The sequence below is a fragment of the Mariniphaga anaerophila genome (assembly GCF_900129025.1).
Taxonomy (GTDB): Bacteria; Bacteroidota; Bacteroidia; order Bacteroidales; family Prolixibacteraceae; genus Mariniphaga; species Mariniphaga anaerophila.
Map to the genome: position 1 here is coordinate 227,886 of NZ_FQUM01000005.1, position 23,227 is coordinate 251,112.

A 23,227-nucleotide genomic window follows, 5' to 3' on the forward strand; every position below is an offset into this window, starting at 1 on the left:
TATAGACACAGTATACTGTGTCGCAATAAGAACACATTTATCTGCCTAATAAAAAAGCAAATTTTCAATGACCGACTCCACGCTTAAGACAAAAGCCACAAAAGGAATGTTGTGGAGCGCGGTTGATAAGTTTGCCGCAAAGGCAGGACAATTTATTATCGGGGTTATATTAGCCAGATTGTTAATGCCCGAAGATTTTGGGCTCATTGGCATGTTATCAATTTTTATTGCCATTTCACAGATCTTCATTGACAGTGGAATGGGGTCAGGGTTAATTCAAAAGAAAAGCAGGACTAATACAGATTTTTCAACGGTTTTCATTTTTAACTTCGCTATAAGTTGTCTCTTCTACTTAACCCTGTTCTTTTCAGCTCAGCCAATCGCTCGTTTTTACGACATGCCACAATTGGTAATACTAACCCGAGTTTTAGCGATCAACATAATAATAAACTCTTTAGCAATTGTACAGCGGTCAAGACTAACGATTAATATTGATTTTAAAACCATAGCAAAAGTAAATGTCACCTCTGTATTTGCGGGAGGAATTATTGCAATATTTTTAGCATATCAGGGATGGGGAGTTTGGGCTCTGGTAATTCAACGAATCGTATATTCTTTGACATCTACACTGATGCTCTGGTTCTTGAACAGGTGGAGATTTACAATCCAGTTTTCAAAAAAATCATTTAACCGCTTGTTCTCTTACGGTTCAAAACTTCTAATAGCGGGTCTATATGCACAAACCATGCATGAAGTCTACAATATTGTAATTGGCAAAGCATATTCTGCGTCTGAGCTAGGCTATTATACACGGGCAAAATCATTTGCAGAAATGACAGCAGGTACAGTTTCCGGGATTCTCCATCAGGTTACCTTTCCAATACTTGCCTCGCTGCAAGATGATAAGGATAGAATGGTTTCTGTTTATAGCCGCTTAATTAAGATGGCTGCATTCTTCGTTATCCCCGCAATGACTTTGCTTTCTCTTATGTCAGAACCTTTAATAAGACTGCTATTAACAGATAAATGGATATCAGTTGTTGTTCTTTTACAATGGATGAGTTTTGCCCGCATCTTTCATCCGATAAGTGTTATAAACATGAATATTTTAAATGCGGTAGGTAGATCTGACTTATTTCTGAAAGTTGATTTATCAAAATTTCCGATAACGGTTTTAGCACTTATTATAACAATCCCTCTTGGAGTAAAAGCAATAGTAATTGGACATGTTGTTACCTCATTTATTGCCTTTTTTATCAATGCTTACATTCCCGGAAAAATGTTTGGTTACGGTGGGTTAAAGCAATTAAAAGACCTGCTGCCCGTCGTATTTGCAACAGGAATTATGGCGTTACTGGTGGCAGGGCTAAACCGGTTAATAGATGATCTTTTGGCAAAGCTAATAATTGGAAGCCTTGCTGGCTTGACAGTCTACCTAATTGTATGTTATTTCTTTAAGCTCGAAGAGCTCAATGAATTAAAAGCAATTCTTAACAAAGTTAAACCCAAAATTACCTATGACCGAAAACATAAAAATTAATAAAAATCAGCTAGTTAGTGTAATTGTAGTTACATATAATAGTTCAAAATTTATTCGGGAAACTTTAGAAAGTATCAAGTTGCAATCGTATTCAAACATTGAATTAATAATTTCAGACGACTGCTCATCAGATAATACAATTGAAATTTGTCAAAAATGGCTGGAAGAAAACAAAAGCAGATTCACGACGACTAAGCTAATTACGGTATCAAAAAATACCGGAATTCCTGCAAATTGCAACAGAGGTCTAAATGAGTCCCACGGTTCGTTGCTCAAATTTATAGCAGGAGATGATGTAATCTTGCCCGACTTTATATGCGAAAGTTTAAATGCTTTCCAAACAGACAGTCAAGTTGCAGTAACATACACCAGTTCTAAAACAATAGATGAAAAAGGGCAAGTAATAAAAAGCTTGCCTACAGAAAAATATAAATCAGGATTCATTTTTGAAGAACTTTTTTTTGTTAAATTTTGGCCTGCTGCACCTTCGTTCATGTTTACCCGACAGGCTGTTATGGAGGTGGGAGGGTTCGATGAATCAATTGTCGTGGAAGACTATCTTCTGGTTCTAAAACTGGCTCAAAAATATAAAATACAACACATAAATAAATTTCTAACCTATTACAGAATTCACAGTTCAAACACTTCAAAAAATAATGATTTTCTTTTTAAAGGACATTTAGACACAATAAACAGGTTTAAAAATTACGGTGGTTATAAAAAAAGGATGAGACAATTAAAGGTATCCATGATTAACAGTTACTCCAGAAGGAATAAAAAAGAGGCGTTAAATCTTATTGTCAACAATTTAAATACGATTTCTTTTAAAACTATCTGGGTAATAATATTTTTAAGGTTAATAATTCCTTATAAGTATCACAACAAGGTGTTTAAACGGGAAATAGTCAACTAATTATCAAACAAGAAAGTAACAACTAGGAACTATTAACTTAGGAAAAACGGTTGTGGAAACAAAGTCAGTTTTAATATATCGGCGTCAATTCATATTGTCAGCAACTATTTGCGAACAATTAAACAGTTGGAATACAGAAAGGCTAGGAACCAATTTTCTGTATGTTCACCCTGATTGTGAATTGAATAAATTAACAACAAATGACAAAGAACTTATATTAATTGGCTATTCCATTAATCCCTACTCTATAGGGAAAACCACATTGCAAATTCTTACTGATATTTCGGATTTTTCGTCAATTAACGAAGTCCCTAATCTTATATATAGCTTGTCTGGTAGATTTATTTTAATGATTCGTTACCAAGGAAACATCTACTTTTTTAATGACGCTTGCGGATTAAGGCAATTATATTACACAAAAGATGAAAGTGGTTTTTATGCCGCCTCTCAACCACATTTGTTAAACATGGCCGTTAAACTACAGAAAAGTCCAAATTATGAAAAGTACTACAAATCAAGATACGTTAAAATAAATAAAGAACATCACCTCCCCGCAGGGATTTCTTTATACGACGGGGTTTTTCAACTGCCCCCTAATCACTACTTGGATGCAAATGAATGTAAACAATATAGGTTTTGGCCTAATTCTAAAAAAACAGAAGTCTCAATAGAAGAAGCGATCAAAAAAATCTCATACCTACTCAAACAATCTGTCCTTGAAGCAAACAGGAGATTTAAGCTATCATTATCAATGACATCCGGGAACGATTCCAGAATCATGTTAGCTTCTACAAAAGAGATAATAAACAGTCTATATGTTTACACACTAAAATATAGAGATTTAACAGATATCTCCGCCGACATCCTAATTCCTAAAAAATTGTCTAAGACATTATCTTTCAATCACTATGTTATCGATTGCACAATCCCTGCTGAAAATACTTTTTTTGATATTTACCACCAAAATTCAGACTTGGCTCATTGGGACGACTGGGGAAAAATCGCAAATTCAATGTCTGGACAATATCCTCAAGAAAGAGTTGCAATTAAAGGTAATTGCGTAGAGATTGGGCGCTGTGCCTATTACAAAATTGGAAAGCATAGAAAAATACATTCTATTAAACAGTTTTATCCTTTTTATGATGGAATAGAATTAGAATTTATTAGGAAAAGGTTATCTGAATGGTATGAAGAGATAAAGCATATTGAAGCAGACTACAACTATGACCTTCTTGATTTCTTTTACTGGGAACATCGGATGGGAAACTGGCAGGCTCAAAGTCAACTTGAATGGGATATTGTTCAAGAAGTATTTACACCGTTCAATAACAGAGAAATCATTGATACAATGTTAGCATTAAATCCAATGTATCGTTCAAAACCAAAATATCTTTTTTTTAAATTATTAATTGAAAATTTGTGGGCAGAATCGTTAACTGAACCCATTAATCCTTCTCCCTTTTCCAAAAAATTAAAAAAAGACATTAAGGACACTTTAATTTATTTTAACCTCAGAATAAGCCCAAAAAAAATGGTCCAAAGAATGAAAGATATTTTCAACTCTTAATTTACTATTGAAAAACAAACCAGTTATGAATGTTCTTTGGATTACAAATTCTCCATTTTCAGAAGCATATAAAGGAACAAGGCTCGAAGAAAATGCAAAAGGATGGGTTAACTCAGCCGCTTATGGGTTAATCGAATATAAAAATATCTCCCTCGGAGTAGTCTCATTATATCCACAGAAAGAATTTAATGTTGTTGAAGCAAATAGAATCAGACATTATCTCTTACCAAAAAAACAAAGAAATAATAAGTCATCTTTAAAAAAATATTGGACGGAAATAGCAAATGATTTCAAACCAGATATTATTCATATTCATGGGACAGAATATCCCTTTTTATCCGCTTTCGTGGAATTAAGCGATTTAAAAAAAATCGTTGTATCAATACAAGGCCTGGTTAGTGTAATTGAAAGGTACTACTTAGGAGGAATAAAAAAGTCAGAATTGATGAAATCAACCTCCCTAAGAGATATCATAAGAGTTAACACTATATTTTCCCAACACCTTGATTTACAAAAAAGAGGCAACTCAGAAAAATCATTACTAAAAAAAGTGAATCATGTCATTGGAAGAACTACCTGGGACTATTGCCACGTAAAATCGATAAACCCCAAATTAAGTTATCATTTTTGTAATGAAATTTTGCGCCCGATCTTTTACGAAAAACAATGGGATATTTCAGCTTGCGAAAAGTATAGTATTTTTATTAGCCAGGCATATTATCCCTTAAAAGGATTTCACCAGTTACTCAAAGCTCTGCCTCAAATCATAAAAATATTCCCTGACACAAAAGTTTATGTTGCAGGCAACGACTTCGTCAGAAACCGCGGATTTCGAATTAATGGCTATGGAAGATTTATAAAAAAATTTATTGAGAAAAATAACCTGAAGCGCCAAATTATATTTACCGGATTATTATCGAACGATGCGATACAACAAAGATTTTTGAATTCTCATGTATTTGTCAATCCATCCTCAATTGAGAATAGTTCAAACTCTATCGGCGAGGCTCAGATATTAGGGGTTCCGTGCGTTGCATCATACGTGGGAGGCACCCCCGATTTGATCAAGCATCGAGAAACAGGGCTGCTGTACCGTTTCGAAGAAGTTGAAATGCTTGCAGAAAATGTTTGCAAAATATTTTCTGACGAAAAATTAGCATCGAGGTTATCCCAAAAAAGCAGAATAGTTGCTCAGGAACGTCATAACAAAGAAATAAACACAAAAAGGCTTCTTTCTATTTACCAAAACATTATCGAAAATTAAATGAAAAAGAAAATAGCAACATTAATGACCTGCCATAACCGGAGGGAGCAAACATTAAATTGCATAAAATCACTTTTTGAAGCCACTCTGCCCAAAGATACTTGGTTAAAAGTTTATTTAGTTGACGATGGTTCGACCGATGGAACCACAGAAGCAATAAAAGAGAACTTCCCCAAAATTAAAATAATACCCGGAAATGGGAATTTGTATTGGAATAAAGGGATGCGACTAGCCTGGGAAACGGCAGCAGAAGACGACAACTTTGACTTTTTTTTATGGTTAAATGATGATACGATACTGGATAAAAATTTCTTAGGCGAACTTCTCGGAGACTTTCAAGAAGCTCTCGACCAAGAAAAATCAGAATCAATTATTATTGGTAGTTGCAGAAATGAAATAGAACATGAAACATTTTCTTATGGTGGAAGAGATGAAACAGGCCCCATTATTCCCAATGGGAAAATACAGAAATGTAAATTTATAAATGGAAATTTAGTATTGATTCACCACAAAATCTTCGATTCTATTGGGAACTTATCCCCACTATATACGCATGCAATTGGCGACAACGACTATGGCTTACGAGCAATTAATGCCGGATACAACTGTTTCGTTTCTAAAAACTTTATTGCAACCTGCCCCCAGAATGAATTGGCTCCGTGGTGTAATCCCAGATACTCGCTGGTGAAAAGGTTCAAGAATTTATATTCGCCAAAAGGACTAAACATAAAAGAATACATAGTCTTTTTAAAAAATCACCATAAAAAGAACTGGCTGATTTCCACAATAAAAGTTTACTTGAAAACGCTGTCGCCAAAAACTTATCAGCTGTTCGCTGAAAAACTGACATGAAAAGTATCATGAAAATTGCAAACATCTGTATTTCTGCACCATATATAGAAGGATTTAGTTACCAGGAAAACATTCTGCCAAAATATCTTTTAATGGAAGGAACAGAGCCAGTTATTATAGGCAGCAATATTTTACCAAAGTATTCTAATTTGAAAAAGATAAAACCTGGATACTACTTTGACAAAGGCATAAAAGTAATTCGAGTAAAAAGCTATAAGTTAACAAATGAATTTATTGTTTCATTTGGCTTATATAAACAACTAAAAAAAGAAAAACCCGATGTTGTTTTTCATCACAATTTAAACAGCACTTCACTATTAGTATGCACAATTTACCGCATATTGCATAAGAATACAGTATTGTTTGTAGACAACCATGCAGACTATATCAACCGGAATCAAAATAAATTCTGGCAACTGTTTTATTACAAAATATTAGTCAGGCTAACCGCGAATTTTTCGTCTCTTTTTGTGAAAAAATTTTATGGAGTAACACCGTTGAGGTGTGATTACCTCTCTAATGTGTATGGAATAAATAAAGACAAAATTGATTTTTTACCAATAGGTACAGACGTTGCTGCTGCAGATGAAATTAAAGAGACCAAAACTGAATTAAGAAAAAAATACAACATTCCCTCAGAATCATTTGTTTTTATATCAGGAGGCAAAATGGGCAAAAACAAAGGTACAGTCAAACTAATAAATGCAATAGACGAAATAAACCGAGGTTCTCAAAGTGTAGTTCTACTCTTATTTGGTGCATTCAATGATTCAGAAACGCATGAAGTGGCAAATAAATCAAAGTATACCATATTCAAGGGGTGGTGTAATCATGAGGAGTCTTTAAGCCTGCTCAAACTATCCGATGCAGCAGTTTGGCCCGTTCACCATACAACTCTAATTGAAGATGCAATATCTGTTAACACTCCAATATTGATAAGAAAAACCAGGACCACCGAACATCTGGTCAGAAAAAACGGGGCATTCCTTCATTCTGAAGATTATAACGAACTTTTAAAAGGGTTAAAATATTGTATGGAAAATTATTCTTCTATTGTCCGAGAAAAAGGATGTGAAGAGATGCGAGAAAAGCTGAATTATAAATCAATCGCACGGAAAATAATCGATGATTCATTGTTGCAATCTGAGAGTAAGTCAAACTATAGTTTTGCTAACTAAAACCTTCAATTAATATCCAATTTTCTTCCATAGAAAAATGAATAAAACAATGCTTTCTCTTCGAGAGAATTTACCGATGTTTTTTATGCTTTGCTTTAGTGGAAACCCAATGGTTACCTCGCAAAGCTACTCAAATAGCTTACTAATAGGCTATACTGTTCTTTTACTTTTTTATGTATTCTTTGTAATCGATTTACAAATTTTCAAAAAGTCTCTCGGTATTTTCATTGGGTTATTACTCTCTTTTTCGGTAATTGTCTTTTCCCAGCGAATTATTTTAGGTTTTGTAAGTTACCCGGGAGTTTTGGGAATCATTTTAAAGACGATTCTTGGTTTGGCCACATTACTTTTATATCAAAATCAGAAAGTTGATTTTTTAGATGCATACATAAAGGTAATGACCTTTCTTGCTATTTTAAGCTTGCCCTTTTTCCTGTTAAACCAATTTGGAGTATATGGGCTAGATACCGGAAAAAGCCTGACAAAATCACTTCTAATATACACTTCATTTTATCCATTTCCAGGCGAGGTCGTTGCCAGAAACTCCGGAATGTTCTGGGAACCAGGGGCATTTTCAGGCTATTTAATATTAGCATTACTATTTATTGCCCTGAAAAACAGAAAATTTCAAATTGGCCCTTACAGAAAAGAAATTCCTTGGATTTTAATAGGATTACTAACGACCATGTCAACAACAGGATTTATTGTCTTAGGAGTGATTATCACAATCAATTCATTACAAAATTACAAGTTCGGAAAATTGGTGTTTATGCCTATAGCAATAATCATCATGTACTACTCCTATTATTCATTAGACTTCATGAAGGAAAAGATTGACTATCAGTACTCATTAGTCAAAAACATGAATGAGAACGATGTTTCCAACACAAGAATGGGTGCTTTTTATATGGATTTAAAATATATAAAGTCACAACCAATCATTGGAAATGGATTACATATAAAAACCAGATTCAGGTTTCACCATAATGTTACCGGCGATATTGGTCACGGAAACGGGATGTCAAATTTTATGGCCTCCTGGGGAATTCCTCTTTTTCTTTTTTGGCTTTTCTGTGTATTCAAATTTGCCCTAAAGGTCTCTCGCTCTTATTGGACGTCATTCTCAGTGCTTTTTATAATAATACTACTGCTGCAAGGCGAACAATTTTTAAATTATCCGGTATTTTTATCTTTCTTCTTTTTACCATTTGTATATCAGAATATTCTATCTAAAAAGAATAAAATCCATTTAATAAAAAACTATTTTAACATTAACTTCGGATAGCGTTAATTGCGATTTATGAGAAAACTCCTAAAAAAAATTAGAGATTTCTACTTAGTAAAAGTGAGGTGGTCTAAGTACGAGATTGGGAAAAACTTCCATGCTGGACGCAATGTAATTATTTGGGCAAAAGACAAATTACAGATTGGGGACAATTTTTACATTGGCCGATATTCGTTTATTGAAAGCAATGCAACAATTGGCAACAACGTAATTATTGCCAACTATGTTTGCTTGGTAGGCAGATATGACCACCACTATCAACAAATTGGAATTCCGACACGACTTGCAAGTCAAATACAAGACGATCAATACAATTGGAAAGGACTTCATCTCAAAATTACTATCGAAGATGACGTATGGATTGGAGTTGGCTCAATTATTTTATCGGGAGTGACTATTGGGAAAGGCAGCATTATTGCAGCAGGATCTGTAGTTACAAAGGATGTAGAGCCCTATTCAATCTACGGTGGAAATCCGGCAAAAAAGATTTGTCCCAGGTTTGATTCGGAAGAGCAACAAGCAGAACATATTCGTATGTACGACCTCAACTATTCAAAAAAATAGATCTCATCAATATTGCAAACAAAAACTTTAAAGCATGAAAATATCTAATTCAATTTATTTACTACTCGTAGTAGCGTTTCTCCAAAACTCGTGCTCCAGCACAAAAAACATCCAGATGTTTCAGGAAACCAGAGACGTTCCGCATGAAATCTACAGTCCGCCAGCACCCCCTGAAATTAGAATAGAGCCCTTAGACAATCTTTACATTAGCATAAAAACTCTGGATGAAGAGGTGAACAGAATTTTCAACCCTAGCAATGTAGGGGGGTCCGGATATTCATCGGGAACATCCTCAAACTTTGGCGACCCAACCAGTCAGTATATAAATGGATACAGAGTTTCTGCTGATTCGACAATTGTTTTACCAATCCTTGGTAAAATAACTTTTGCAGGACTCAGTATAAAAGAGGCAAAAGAGAGACTGCGACTCAGAGCTGAAGAATTTCTGCGCGAACCAACGGTCGAAATTAAATTTCTGAATTACAGAATTAACTTAAGTGGAGAGGTAAGAACCCCCGGAGTATATTACAACTACGAAGGAAGTCTGAATATCTATGATGCCATAAGCATGGCAAACGGGATTACTGATTATGCTGATCTTAGGGAAGTTATTGTAAAAAGGCAAAACGACAATAAAATTTATACTCACAAAGTAAATCTGACCGATAATAGTGTATATTTATCAGAAGTATTTTATTTGCAACCTAACGATCTGGTTTATATTCCGCCAGATAGTTTAAAAAGAAGACGTGAAAACAGCGATACTTACGGCAGATTTCTAAGTACCATTTCTACTCTTATTGTAGCTGTTGCTTTCTTTCTGAATTTATAATCCTGGAATTGACAAAAATGGAGAAGATTGACGACATTATTAAACTCATAGACAGTAAAGAAGAAGAGAAAAACCAAAATCTTCTTTTGAAATATTTAAAACACTGGCCATGGTTTTTAGCATTATGCCTGCTCGGGGCATTCGTAGGATATTTCATTTTTAGAAATTCCCCTAGTGCGTATGAAGTTACCAGCAGGTTACTCGTAAAAAATGAAGAGACAGAACTAAGTTCAGTGCAGGCATTTAATAGTCCAAGACCTGACGCTAGAGGTAGTTCAAATATTGAAAAACAAATTGGAATATTACAGTCATATTCGTTGTACAAAAAGGCTCTTGCCAATCTAAACTGGGATTACTCCTGGTATCAAAAAAGGCTTCTTTACTACAAAGATTTATACAACAATGATCCTTTCGAATTAGTTATTCCTCCCAATGCAATAAACGCAAAAGGCGGGGTGATAGAGGTTATTATGCTCAATGATTCAGAATACAATATTCAGGTCACCGGCGAAACATATTTAAATGGCTATGCACAAGAAATTAACATCGATAAAAACCTAAAGTTTGGGGAGCCATTTACTAATGAGTTTTACAATTTTACTCTCAATAGAAAAAATGCAGTTGTGGATGAAACATACATGCTGCTATTTAACAACCTTGATGCCCAGACAGCAAACTACATGGGGAAAACTCAAATCTTCACGGAGCAGGAAAACTCAAATATCATCACTATTTCAATTACAGGCAATGCGCTTCAAAAAGAAGCAGATTTTATAAATGAATTAACAGACGTGTTTATTGAGTTTGGGATGGAAGCCAGATCCTCCAGATCGAAAAGTTCTGAAGATTTTATAAACGAGCAACTTGAAAGGCTAAAAAACTCTTTAACTACATCAGAAGAAAAATTTAGTGACTACCGAAGAAATAACCAGGTTATGAACCTGGGGCAGGAAGCACAATCGGTATATTCCAGGCTCGAAGAGATTGAGCAGGAGCAATACCTGACCCAGCTTCAGCTTGATTATTACAAAAACCTGCAACAATATATTGACGATGCAAACAAGATTGAAGAAATGGTCAATCCCTCGGTTGTAGGAATTACAGATTCAAACCTTTCCGGAATGCTGTCGAAGTTAATGGAACTATACAGCCGGCGAGAAGTTCTATCATATACTGTACAAGAAAAAAATCCCGCCATCCTCATACTCGAAAAAGAAATAAAAGTTGTTCGCGACGGGTTGGAAGAATCTTTGAAAAGCCAGTTGATCGCAACCGAGTCAAAAATGAATAGCTTACAACAAAGATATCTCGAAATACAGGCAAGACTGAGACGACTGCCAGAAACGGAGAAAAACCTGATTAGCATTCAAAGGGAATTTGAATTGAACAATGAAATCTATACCTACATGCTTCAGAAAAAAACAGAAGCATCTATCTCAACAGCTTCCATTGTTCCGGAAATACAGGTAATTGATCCGGCTATTGTTGAAGCGTCGAGAAAAACCGGCCCCAACCTGATTCTAAACCTAGCAATAGGTATAGCAGGGGGAGGCATCCTTCCATTCATTTTAATTACCTTTCTAATAATATTCAACAATAAAATTGAAACCATAACCGAAGTTGAAAAAGGAAGCAGAATCCCGGTTCTTGAAGGGATAATGAAACACAAGTACAAATCTACATTACCAGTGATACAGCATCCGCGTTCGGGAATTGCCGAAAGTTTCAGAGGATTAAAAACAAATATAAATACACTAATAGAAGGAACAGGTTCAAAAGTAATTTCTATCAATTCACTAGTTCCGGGCGAAGGAAAGTCTTTCATCTCGGCCAACCTCGCGGCAGTTCTCTCCAAAACCAATAAAAAAGTATTGCTAATTGGAGCAGATCTTCACAAACCAACCCTACACGAGTTCCTCAAAGTAAAAGAGTCAATTGGACTACGCGACTTCCTTGCAGGAGAAAAAAATATTGATGAGATTATTACATCAACCTCTATTCCCAATCTAAATTTTGTTCAAACAGGAACGGCAATAGAGAACCCTTCTGATTTACTGGATGGTTCAAAATTCGAAAAATTAATTGACTACACAAGAAGCTTATTTGACTATATCATAATAGATAATGCTCCGTTATTGCTGATTCCTGACGCCATTTTAACAAGTCAGTTCTCAGACATCAGTTTGTTCGTTCTAAGAATAGGCTATAGCCATAAAGCCCAAATAAAGCAAATCAACAAAGCAGTTGACTTTAATAGAATTGAGCGTTCTGCTATTGTACTAAATGACACGCCCGAAAGTGGGTACGGTTATGGGTACGGATACCGAAAAAAATACTGGAAGAAAGGATACGGCGAATACAAGATACCCAAAAGCTCTGTCTAAGCTTCCTCAAAAAACAATCCAATTTCGCTAACAACCAAGAAATTACAGCGACAAAAAACCAGAAATTAAGCTCGTCTAATAGCTTTTAATCTTAACTCTTTTATTACGGTTTAAGTCCCGAAATTATTATCGGGAAGGTCACAGTTATGCACTGTTCAGGCAATTCCTGAACAAGAATAGATTCTTTCTACCAACGTATTTTACAACAATGCATCAAATGCCACAAACAGTATCCACAATGGGATATCGGGTATATTCATCGAGCCTTGATGAAATAAACCTTGAGACTTCTCAAGCAAGTTTAATTAATACAATAAGCCCAAATTCCTACGGCATCTCGACTAAAGATGTGTCGTTTAGAGAAGCGCTAAAAAATAGTGATTACCTGGTTCTTGATGGCGTATATTTTGCCCTGTCTTCTATAATTCTGCAAAGGAAAAACATCCGAAAAAACCAGGGGCCTGATGTATTCTTTCATTTTATGCAAAAAGCAAATGAGAAACACGGAAAAGTTTTTTTTCTGGGTGCCGCACCTAAAACCCTTGATAAAATTAAAGAAAGAGCAGCCAGAGATTTTCCGAACATTTCAGTAGAAACTTATTCCCCTCCCTACAAGAATGATTTTTCTGCTGACGACACCAACAAAATGATTGAAGCAGTAAATGCTTTTAATCCTGATGTTTTGTTTGTTGGGATGACGTGCCCAAAACAGGAAAAATGGGCCTATCAAAACAAAACGAAATTAAACACAAAACTAATTTGTTGCATCGGTGCTGTTTTCGACTGGTATGCAGGTAACCAAAAAGAAATTCATCCACTCTGGTGGAAACTGAGATTAGCCTGGCTAAAACGAACAATCGATCGTCCGGAAATATTAAAACGCTATCCAAATATTGGAATTTTTTTTCTACACCTTCTTTTTGCAATCATAGGAATAAAAAAATATAAATATGGCAGATTCTAAAATCAAACTGGCAATTATTGGAATGGGAAGAATGGGAATCACCCATTATTCCATAATCAATAGTCATCCCGATATTCAAATTACAGCAGTTGCAGATACTTCATCATTGGTTTTAAACCTGATAAAAAAGTATTTGAAAGGGACAAACACCTATAGCGATTACAACAAGCTGTTTGAAAACGAAAGTTTAGATGCAATAATTGTTTGTACCCCGCCTACTTTGCACTACCCAATTGCGCAGGAAGCAGCCCAAAGGGGAATTCATGTTTTTTCAGAAAAACCATTTACTACCGACAACCAAAAAGCCGGTGAGTTAGCAGAACTCTTTTCTCAAAAAAAACTAACCAATCAGGTGGGTTATGTAAACCGGTTTAACGACATCTTTAAAACAGTAAAGCAATACATTGAGGATGATGTAATTGGAAATATAATCCGTTTCAAATCGGAAATGTATAGCCGGACTATTACAAAGTCTGAAGATGGAAACACATGGAGAGACTCGCGCGAAAACGGAGGTGGTGCTGTTTATGAAGTAGCATCTCATGCCATCGATCTGGTAAACTTTCTCATAGGCAAACCCGATAAAGTGACAGGGTCAAGCCTTACTAATATTTTTTCAAAAAATGTAGAAGACGCTGTAAACGCAACATTTCTCTTTGAAAACGGGACTTCGGGGACGTTGAATGTGAACTGGAGCGACGAGAGTTTTCGTAAGCCAACCAATAAAATCGAAATCTTTGGTTCTAAGGGAAAAATACTGGCGGATCAACATGGAATCAAAATCTTCATGAAGAACGCCTGCCCCGAAAAAAACCTGCGCGTTGGTTGGAATACATTATACATAACCGACGTTTTTCAGCCTGTGCCATTTTATGTAAGGGGGAACGAATTTACAGCGCAGCTGTATCATTTTGTTGAGTGTATAAACGATAAAAAAATCGAAAACAAATGCACGTTTAGTAACGCAAAAGACACGCTGGACATTATTCAAGCAATTTTTAATGATTACGAACTTAACGGAAAATTCTAATGATGCAACCAATTGATAAAGTAATATTCGGCGACAACCAATTTTTTGGTATCAACCATATGTCGCAGGAAAAAGCACAACAACTGGCGGAAAAGTTCTTCGACAACCCTTCCATATTTAATGTATACAGAATGGCTTTTGACTCGGGGATACGGGCAATAATGCTGAACAGCAACGATAGGGCAAAAGACATTTGTGAACACTTTACATCCAATAAAACTGACTATCCGGAAATCAGCTGGTACCCTTCCATTCCCTATCCCCACAAATATGCTAACCTTATTAGTGAAAAAGGAATTGTTCCCACGCTAAATGAAGTACTTTTCAAAAACAACTCCGCGTTAGGTGTGCTCGGAATGATAACCAAAGGGAGTGCTGCAGTTTTAGGCAAAGACGCCATCAAACTCATGAAAATGCTCATCGACATTGAGATGAAAATGTTTAAAGGGTTAAATGCAAAAGTCATCTTTCTTCAAAACATTATAACAGATCTACTTCTCGGCTTTGGAGTAAAAGAAATTTTTCAGGAATACTGTTATTACATCGAAAAAAAATACAAAGCGCTACCCGGACTGATTACGCAAAACATGCCTTTCCTAAAATCAAAACTCGAAGAATGGGAAATTGAAGGCGTAGTAATCTGTTCTTCGTTTAACAAAATAGGATACCTGATGTCTCCTGACATGGAATCGTATATCAGTGCGGTAAAGGCCAATGACCCGTCGAAGTACCAGTTAATGGCCATGTCGACCCTGGCCTCAGGAGCTATTCCATCCAAAGAGGCTTACGAATTTATAAACCGCCAAAATATTCAGTCAGTAGTTTTTGGAGCTTCATCTAAAAAACATATAGATGAAACAGTTTCCCTAATTGACATTTAAACTTTCGCAAAACGCAACTCAACACACCAGGTTCAAAAATGAACATCCTGATTACCGGCGCATTTGGGTTTGTGGGCACAAACCTTTCAAAAGCGATAAAAGAAAATTCTTCCCACAAAATTATTGCAGTTGATATTGCAGAGCCAAAAGTCCATCTTTACGATGAATTCTTTAACTGGAAATCTCTCGGTTCTATAGATTGGGAAAACACAGATGCAGTCATTCACCTGGCAGGGAAAGCCCATGACACAAAGAACACGACCGACGAGAAGCATTATTTTGACATCAATCTGGGACTTACACAACGCATATTCGAATATTTTTTAGGCTCTGACGCAAAAAAATTCATCTTCTTCAGCTCTGTAAAAGCTGTTGCCGACCAGGTTTTCGGAGAAAAGCTAAGCGAGACAGAAATACCGAATCCTCAAACAGCCTACGGAAAATCGAAACTCGCTGCAGAACAACATATTCTGGGGCATGAATTGACAAAGGAAAAACAGGTCTACATTTTGCGCCCTTCGATGATTCATGGTCCGGGAAACAAAGGGAATCTGAACCTTCTTTACAACATGGTTCAAAAAGGAATGCCATGGCCACTGGGTAGTTTCGACAACCAACGGTCTTTTACTTCTATTGAGAATCTGTCGTTTGTTGTCAACCAAATTCTGTCAAACAACACTGAACCGGGGACATACCAAATGGCCGACGATGAAGTAATTTCGACCAACCGGCTAATCGAATTAATTGCAGAATCAATTGGCAAAAAACCCAGAATCTGGAGAATCAACAAAAAAATAATACAGTCTGCTGCCAAACTGGGCGATGTTATTCACCTTCCTCTAAACACAGAAAGGTTGAAAAAGCTGACCGAGTCGTATGTTGTTTCCAACCAGAAAATAAAAAACGCTTTAGGGATAGAACAGATGCCTGTTGCAGCAGAAGCCGGCATGAAAAAAACACTCAACTCATTTCGCTAAAAAATGACAAATTTTATTATTGCATTTATCATTCTGGCAATCCTATTGCCAGTCTATTTTAAAATTGCTGCCCATTTTAATATTGTTGATAAACCCAACGAGCGGAGTTCGCACTCCAAATTGACTATCCGCGGAGGAGGAATTGTTTTTCCGGCAGCAGCGTTTTTATGGTTCGTGATGTATGGATTCAATCAGCCGTTTATAATTCTTGCGTTGGGATTAATGTCCGTTGTTAGTTTCCTTGACGATATTTTGACGCTGTCTTCAAAAATCAGAATACTTATTCATTTTGTTTCAGTAAGTATTCTGTTTTGGCAACTACACATTTTTGGGTTGCCGTGGTATGGCATTTTCGCCATCTACCTGATTGTAATCGGCTGGATAAATGCATTCAATTTTATGGATGGCATTAACGGGATAACCGCATTTTACGGATTAGTTTCATTAGGCACCATTGCATGGTTAAACAAAACCCTGGAGTTTGCGCCTCAGAACCTGATTATCCTGCTTATCTTTTCTGTACTCATTTTCTCATTTTTTAATGCGCGTAAAAAAGCAAAAACATTTGCAGGAGATGTAGGAAGTGTAAGCATGGCGTTTCTTCTGGCCTGGTTCATAATTTCACTAATAATGAAAACCGGGCGCCTGGAGTACATTCTCCTTGTTTCTGTATATGGTGTCGATTCAGCAGTTACAATTATAATCCGTTTGTTACAGCGCGAAAATATTTTCCAGGCTCACAGAACGCATCTGTATCAATACCTGAGCAACGAAGTTAGATTGCCCCATGTTTTTGTTTCTGCAATTTATGCAACTGCGCAGGCCGGAATAAATATTCTTACACTAATACTCATCTCCGGCAATAAAATGAACCTGCAACTGTGCCTTGTATTTATACTCGTTTTAACCATCGTATACCTAACCATTCGATTAGTAACAATTAGAAATCTGCGTCCCGATATGGGATAATTTGTCAAAAGCGATCAATATTGCTCCTCTAACGAAAGAACATATTGTCATTGAACACAATGATTTACAAACATTTTTCGTACATTTAAGCTAAGCAAAGATGAAAAGGATAATACATTATTTTTCGAAAAACTATTTGCCCAGGTGGCTTGTATTCGCCTTCGACTTAACTGTGGTAATCATATCCTGGTTTATCGCATTTCTTCTAAGGTTCAATTTTGATTTGGGTGATGTAGAAGCTTTCATTTCCATATTGCACCTGGCCATAATCCTCCCGGTTTTTATTACTGCTTTTTGGAGGTCAAAGTCGTTTGCCGGAATTTTGCGCCACAGCACTCCCGAGGATGTTGTTCATATTCTTTCAGCCACTCTGTTTTCTGCCTTAACAATTACTTTCATCTCTTTTGTGAGCAGAAAACTAAATGCTCCTCCAGTTTTAGCCATACCTTATTCAATAATAATTATTCATTTTCTACTGGTCTCTACTTCGCTTGTTATAATGCGACTTCTGGTAAAACTAATTTTTCAGAATTGGCTAAAATCACATAAAGACCCGCAAAAAATAATGATTTACGGCGCCGGCTGGAAAGGGAAAATAACCTTAAGCACGTTGCTAATGGACACAACCATGAACAACAAAGTAATAGGTTTTATCGACGATAACACTTCTTTGTCGAACAAATACATTTCCGGAGTACGAATCTATTCGCCATCAGATGCCTTTAGCAAAATTATTCCTGAGCACGAAGTAACCGAAATTATTCTGGCTATTGACAACTCCAAAATTACAAAAGAGCGAAAAAGAGAAATAACAGACGAATGTTTAAAACAAAACCTCACCATAAAAGAGGTTCCTGCCGTAAAGAACTGGATAAACGGAGAGTTGCAGGCTAAATCTATTCGGCCAATAAGTATCGAAGATTTGTTAGGCAGAAGTTCTATTCTGCTGGACAGAAATAAAATTGAAGGAGGATTAAAAGATTCTGTGGTTTTGGTAACCGGCGCGGCAGGCTCCATCGGCTCTGAAATTGTTCGGCAGCTCATTAGTTTTAAGGTAAAGCGGGTTGTTCTTTTCGATAAAGCGGAATCAGATTTATACAACCTGCAGCAGGAAATTCTGGCAAAAAAAGTGCACAATGATTTTGTGGTTGTCGTTGGTGATGTTACCAACCCGATGAAGCTCAGACGAATTTTCACCGAACACTCTCCTACTATTGTTTTTAATGCAGCAGCTTATAAACATGTGCCGCTGATGGAAGAGTACCCAAGCGAAGCTGTACATGTAAATGTTGGCGGAACAAAAATTCTTGCTGACTTGTCAATCGAATTTGGAGTTCAGAAATTTGTGTTCATCTCAACCGACAAAGCGGTAAACCCAACCAACGTAATGGGCGCAACCAAACGAATAAGCGAGATGTATATCCAATCCCTTGTTCAATCAGAAAAAATTACGACACAATTTATTATTACGAGGTTCGGAAATGTTTTAGGCTCCAACGGTTCGGTTGTGCCGCTATTTAAAAAACAGATCGAGAACGGCGGCCCAATTACCATAACTCACCGCGATATTACGCGCTACTTTATGACAATTCCCGAAGCCTGTCAGCTTGTACTGGAAGCTGGATTTATGGGAAAAGGAGGAGAAATTTTTGTTTTTGACATGGGTGAACCTATTAAAATTTATGACCTCGCAAAAAAAATGATTTTACTCTCTGGCTTCGTTCCCGAAATTGATATTAAGATAAAAACAATTGGCCTGCGCCCGGGAGAAAAGCTTTACGAAGAGTTGCTAAGCGACAAAGAGGCACTGCAACCAACTCACAACGAAAAAATTATGATTGGCAAGGTTATAAAACACGACCTGCAAATTGTGAATGAAATCACCGATTTACTCGTAAATCTGGAAGAAATGAGCAGAGAAGAACTGGTAGAACAGATGATGCGCATTGTTCCTGAATTTATATCGATGAACTCGCACTACAGCAACGGAGAAAAAAAGCTTCCTCCTCCGACAGAACACAGAAAACTCTTCAAAAAAAAAACCCGCCAAATGGCATGATAAATAAATCAGAGCCTGAATACAAAGAAGATTCGTCCGAAAAAAATTGACTTCACAAACCGCCTGTAAACATAAATTGCAACTTTTTCAACTTCCGTTTTTACTTCTCAACAGGCAAAAAACCTTCCTCTCTACTACCCTTCAAACAAAAATTTTCCCTGCACACACTCACATTAAGCAACAAAACACCACATTAACTGGGTCAGCTAAAACTGAAATCAGAGTACTCCAAACATTCTTTATGAAAATTGCCATCAATCTTTTATTGAGATACAAGAGCTAAGATCAATATTAAATTCTTCAAAGCAGAAAATGACAAAACAAAAAGAAATACTGGGGAAAATGAAATTAAAACCGGAATCAGGTTTTCACAAAAAAGGACGACAATTTGTTTTCCGGTCCAATGTTCGGCAAAAAGAAATTAACCTGCATTTTAATGCTGCCTCTTCTGGATATGTTCCAAAAGCAGCCCACGGACATACAGATGCGCTTTCCATCGCAATAAATATTGGGGAGAGCCCTTTTCTTGTAGATCCCGCCGCGGTTACTTATCAATCCGATCCCGGCAGGAGGAGGCACTTTGCAACCATGTTTTCTCATAATACTATAAAAATCAACCAAAAAGTCCAATCCGAAATTACCCGACCTGCCACCTGGCTGAATCGCTATAAAAGCAACATTCTGGAAACAAAATTTGATGAACTGACGATACAGGTAAAAGCCGAACACGACGGATACAAAAACCTGGGAGTGAAACATACCAGAGAGCTTATTTTTGAAAAATCGAAAAATCTAATATGGATAAACGACACTGTTGAATGTTTCAAATCCGGCCAATTCTTTGTCGAACTTCCGTTTCTCTTTCACCCAAATACTTCAGTAAAGCAGAACAACCCTATTAATTTTCAGGCTTCAGACGAAAACGGCCACGTGTTATATATGGTAGTCGACAAAAAGTTTACAACCAAACTTATCAGAGGTCTCATCATTTCCCAAATGTCAAATTCATCTGCAAACGCCAAAGAAATAAAAGAGCCGTGTACAACCGTTTATTGCACCGCTCCGATTGAACACACAACAACTTTTCAAACCATTATTCTTGTAAAATAAGAAGCAGAGAAACACACCAACCCGATTTGTAATTTATCTTGCATCGATTTTCTCATAAATTGGTACAATCAATTCAGAAAGTTTTTGTTGCGCAACAGATAAATTACACTAAAAAACAAATAATGATTATAGCAGTTGATTTCGACGGAACCATTGTAGAACATAAATATCCTGCCATTGGAAAAGAAATTCCATTCGCCATTGAAACACTAAAACTTTTCCAGAAAAAAGGGCATAAACTCATATTATGGACCTACCGCGCAGGCAAAGAGCTTGAAGATGCCGTGGAATATTGCGAGAAAAAAGGCTTGCATTTCCACGCCGTGAACAACAATTTTGACGGCGAAGAATTCGACAACACCTACAGCCGAAAAATATATGCCGATTTATACATTGATGATAGAAACCTTTTGGGCATTCCCGAATGGAAAAAAATCTATGAAATGATATTGGATAAAGAAAAAAAGGAAGAAGAAAAATGAACACAACGCATTACGTAATACACACATAAAAACAAAAAAAATGGCAAAAAAAGTAGCTTTAATTACAGGAATAACAGGCCAGGATGGTGCCTATCTGGCGGAATACCTGATAAAAAATAACTACATCGTTCATGGAATTAAACGCCGCGCTTCGATGTTTAACACCGAACGTATAGACCATATTTACCAGGATCCGCATGTAGATAACCGGAATTTGATTCTGCATTACGGCGACATGACGGACAGCATGAACCTCACCCGAATTATTCAGGAGGTTCAGCCAGACGAAATATACAACCTAGCAGCAATGAGCCATGTTAAAGTAAGTTTTGAAACGCCCGAATACACGGCCAATGCAGACGGGATAGGTACACTAAGGCTGTTGGAGGCAATCCGCTTATTGGGATTGATCAACAAAACACGTATCTACCAGGCTTCAACCTCAGAACTTTACGGATTGGTGCAAGAAGTTCCACAGTCTGAAAAAACGCCGTTTTATCCGCGGTCTCCATACGGCGCAGCCAAATTGTACGCATACTGGATTACCGTAAACTACAGAGAAGCCTACAATATGCACGCTTCAAACGGAATTCTCTTTAATCACGAATCCCCAATCAGAGGAGAGACATTTGTGACGCGCAAAATTACCCGGGCTATTGCACGTATTGCGCTGGGTATGCAGGACACTATTTTCATGGGCAATTTATCGGCACGCCGCGACTGGGGGCATGCAAAAGATTACATAAAAGCCATGCACCTGATCCTCCAACAGGATGAGCCGGACGATTATGTAATTGCAACAGGAATTACCACCTCAATCAGGGATTTTATTCGGATGGCGAGCGAAGAATTGGGGCTGGAAATAGCTTTCACCGGTAAAAATGAAAAAGAAAAAGGATACCTGGTCGGAATTGATGAAAAAAAATTCACTAAAAAAGTTGGCATGCAATATTTTGAGGCTTTAAAAACCCGGGTTCAGAAAGACAACCTGCAGGCAGCCAATAACACACCAATGATTGCCGTCGATCCCCAATATTTCAGGCCAACAGAAGTTGAGCTATTAATTGGAGATCCCACTAAAGCAAAAGAAAAGCTGGGATGGATACCAAAATACGATTTAAAAGGCCTGGTAAAAGATATGATTCAATCAGATATTGAATTGATGAAAAAAGATGCTTATCTGCGTGACGGTGGATATCGCACACTAAATTATTTTGAATAACCCTCAAATAAAAAATGGGAAACAATAAAGTACAAATGAATAAAAACTCAAAAATATATGTAGCCGGACACAAAGGTTTAGTAGGTTCGGCTATATGGAAAACCCTCCAACTAAAAGGATACACCAACCTCATCGGGAAAAGAAGCGATGAATTAAATTTAATGGATCCGGTAGCAGTAGACAATTTCTTTGCAGAAGAAAAACCGGAATACGTTTTTCTTGCAGCGGCAAAAGTAGGCGGAATTATTGCAAACAACACTTACCGCGGGCAATTCATCTACGAAAATCTGATGATTCAAAACAATGTAGTTCACAATGCCTATAAACACCATGTAAAAAAGCTTCTGTTTTTAGGCAGCACGTGCATTTACCCAAGAGAAGCACCGCAGCCAATGCCCGAAGACTGTCTGTTAACCAGCCCGTTAGAATACACAAATGAACCGTACGCTATTGCAAAAATTGCAGGCATAAAAATGTGTGAAAGCTATAATATTCAGTATCATACCAATTTTCTTTCGGTAATGCCTACCAATTTGTATGGCCCAAACGACAATTTCGATTTGGAAAAATCACACGTACTGCCAGCATTAATGAGAAAAATTTATCTCGGAAAATGCATTGAAGAGAACAACTGGGAGGCCATTAGAAATGATTTCAAACAAAGGCCTGCCGGAGGAATAAACGGAGATGCCGCAGAAAGCGACGTTATTAAATTACTGGCAAAATACGGAGTTGTAGTTCAGAAAGGAAGCACCGATAAAGTAACCGTTGAAATTTGGGGAAGCGGCAAACCTTTGCGCGAGTTTCTGTGGAGCGAGGAACTAGCAGATGCATGTGTTTACATCGTAGAAAATGTAAATTTTGAAGACGTGGCCGGTCAAGATAAAAAAGAGATTCGGAATACGCACATAAATATTGGCACCGGAAAAGAAATCAGCATCAAAGACCTTGCTTTTCTGATAAAAGAAAAAATCGGTTTCAACGGAGATTTAATTTTCAATACTGCCAAACCCGACGGCACTTTGCGTAAACTTACCGACGTAACAAAGCTGCACTCACTGGGCTGGCATCACAAAATTGAAATCGAAGAAGGCATCGAAAAGATGTACCGCTGGTACACCGGCCGGTAAAAAACAAGGATATAACATTTGCGG

Annotated in this window: 20 protein-coding genes; all 20 read left to right on the plus strand. The window is 36.9% G+C overall.

The genetic code is table 11. The annotated features are described in order from the left end of the window. Positions 1-67: 67 nt before the first annotated feature. A complete protein-coding gene (locus tag BUB08_RS12005; RefSeq protein ID WP_073002081.1) occupies positions 68-1,540 on the plus strand; it encodes a lipopolysaccharide biosynthesis protein in 1,473 nt (490 codons plus the stop codon). Continuing rightward, a complete protein-coding gene (locus tag BUB08_RS12010) occupies positions 1,518-2,453 on the plus strand; it encodes a glycosyltransferase family 2 protein (protein ID WP_073002083.1) in 936 nt (311 codons plus the stop codon). Before BUB08_RS12005 ends, BUB08_RS12010 begins: the two co-directional genes overlap by 23 nt. Before the next feature lie 52 nt (positions 2,454-2,505). Continuing rightward, positions 2,506-4,020, plus strand: coding sequence for a hypothetical protein (locus BUB08_RS12015; RefSeq protein WP_139249689.1), 1,515 nt, complete (start codon positions 2,506-2,508; stop codon positions 4,018-4,020). A gap of 25 nt (positions 4,021-4,045) precedes the next feature. After that, entirely contained in the window at positions 4,046-5,284 is a 1,239-nt protein-coding gene (locus BUB08_RS12020) for a glycosyltransferase family 4 protein (RefSeq protein ID WP_073002087.1), read from the plus strand. Next, on the plus strand, positions 5,285-6,136 hold the full coding sequence (locus BUB08_RS12025) for a glycosyltransferase family 2 protein (RefSeq protein WP_073002089.1): 852 nt from the start codon (positions 5,285-5,287) through the stop codon (positions 6,134-6,136). An 8-nt stretch (positions 6,137-6,144) separates the two neighbouring features. Next, positions 6,145-7,314: a glycosyltransferase gene (locus BUB08_RS12030; protein WP_175549999.1), complete on the plus strand. Its 1,170-nt coding sequence runs from the start codon at positions 6,145-6,147 to the stop codon at positions 7,312-7,314. 37 nt (positions 7,315-7,351) lie between these two features. Then, positions 7,352-8,599: a hypothetical protein gene (locus tag BUB08_RS12035; protein ID WP_073002093.1), complete on the plus strand. Its 1,248-nt coding sequence runs from the start codon at positions 7,352-7,354 to the stop codon at positions 8,597-8,599. A 15-nt stretch (positions 8,600-8,614) separates the two neighbouring features. Then, positions 8,615-9,163 carry an acyltransferase gene (locus BUB08_RS12040; protein ID WP_073002095.1) on the plus strand — a complete coding sequence of 183 codons (549 nt, stop codon included), beginning with the start codon at positions 8,615-8,617 and terminating at the stop codon, positions 9,161-9,163. A 34-nt stretch (positions 9,164-9,197) separates the two neighbouring features. Further along, positions 9,198-9,995, plus strand: coding sequence for a polysaccharide biosynthesis/export family protein (locus BUB08_RS12045; RefSeq protein ID WP_083570739.1), 798 nt, complete (start codon positions 9,198-9,200; stop codon positions 9,993-9,995). Between the two features lie 17 nt (positions 9,996-10,012). Continuing rightward, positions 10,013-12,379, plus strand: a complete 2,367-nt coding sequence (locus BUB08_RS12050; RefSeq protein WP_073002099.1) for a GumC family protein — start codon at positions 10,013-10,015, stop codon at positions 12,377-12,379. Between the two features lie 217 nt (positions 12,380-12,596). Next, complete coding sequence (locus BUB08_RS12055; protein ID WP_245820199.1) at positions 12,597-13,343, plus strand: WecB/TagA/CpsF family glycosyltransferase; 747 nt, start codon at positions 12,597-12,599, stop codon at positions 13,341-13,343. Continuing rightward, complete coding sequence (locus tag BUB08_RS12060) at positions 13,330-14,373, plus strand: Gfo/Idh/MocA family protein (protein ID WP_073002103.1); 1,044 nt, start codon at positions 13,330-13,332, stop codon at positions 14,371-14,373. Before BUB08_RS12055 ends, BUB08_RS12060 begins: the two co-directional genes overlap by 14 nt. Then, positions 14,373-15,254, plus strand: a complete 882-nt coding sequence (locus BUB08_RS12065; protein WP_217651608.1) for a hypothetical protein — start codon at positions 14,373-14,375, stop codon at positions 15,252-15,254. The genes BUB08_RS12060 and BUB08_RS12065 overlap by 1 nt, the downstream gene beginning before the upstream one ends. A 38-nt stretch (positions 15,255-15,292) precedes the next feature. Beyond that, positions 15,293-16,231 (plus strand): NAD-dependent epimerase/dehydratase family protein, encoded by a 939-nt coding sequence (locus BUB08_RS12070; RefSeq protein ID WP_073002105.1) that lies wholly within the window; start codon positions 15,293-15,295, stop codon positions 16,229-16,231. A 3-nt stretch (positions 16,232-16,234) separates the two neighbouring features. Continuing rightward, complete coding sequence (locus BUB08_RS12075; protein ID WP_073002107.1) at positions 16,235-17,200, plus strand: MraY family glycosyltransferase; 966 nt, start codon at positions 16,235-16,237, stop codon at positions 17,198-17,200. 100 nt (positions 17,201-17,300) lie between these two features. Then, complete coding sequence (locus tag BUB08_RS12080; protein ID WP_073002109.1) at positions 17,301-19,259, plus strand: polysaccharide biosynthesis protein; 1,959 nt, start codon at positions 17,301-17,303, stop codon at positions 19,257-19,259. 342 nt (positions 19,260-19,601) lie between these two features. After that, positions 19,602-20,369, plus strand: coding sequence for a heparinase II/III family protein (locus BUB08_RS12085; RefSeq protein ID WP_217651609.1), 768 nt, complete (start codon positions 19,602-19,604; stop codon positions 20,367-20,369). Positions 20,370-20,491: 122 nt separating this feature from the next. Continuing rightward, positions 20,492-20,851, plus strand: a complete 360-nt coding sequence (locus tag BUB08_RS12090; protein ID WP_073002277.1) for a BT0820 family HAD-type phosphatase — start codon at positions 20,492-20,494, stop codon at positions 20,849-20,851. Positions 20,852-20,891: 40 nt separating this feature from the next. After that, on the plus strand, positions 20,892-22,073 hold the full coding sequence (gene gmd / locus BUB08_RS12095; RefSeq protein ID WP_073002113.1) for a GDP-mannose 4,6-dehydratase: 1,182 nt from the start codon (positions 20,892-20,894) through the stop codon (positions 22,071-22,073). Between the two features lie 14 nt (positions 22,074-22,087). Next, the gene (locus BUB08_RS12100; RefSeq protein ID WP_262493952.1) at positions 22,088-23,203 is read left to right on the plus strand and encodes a GDP-L-fucose synthase family protein; all 1,116 of its coding nucleotides are present in this window, start codon (positions 22,088-22,090) and stop codon (positions 23,201-23,203) included. Positions 23,204-23,227: the final 24 nt, after the last annotated feature.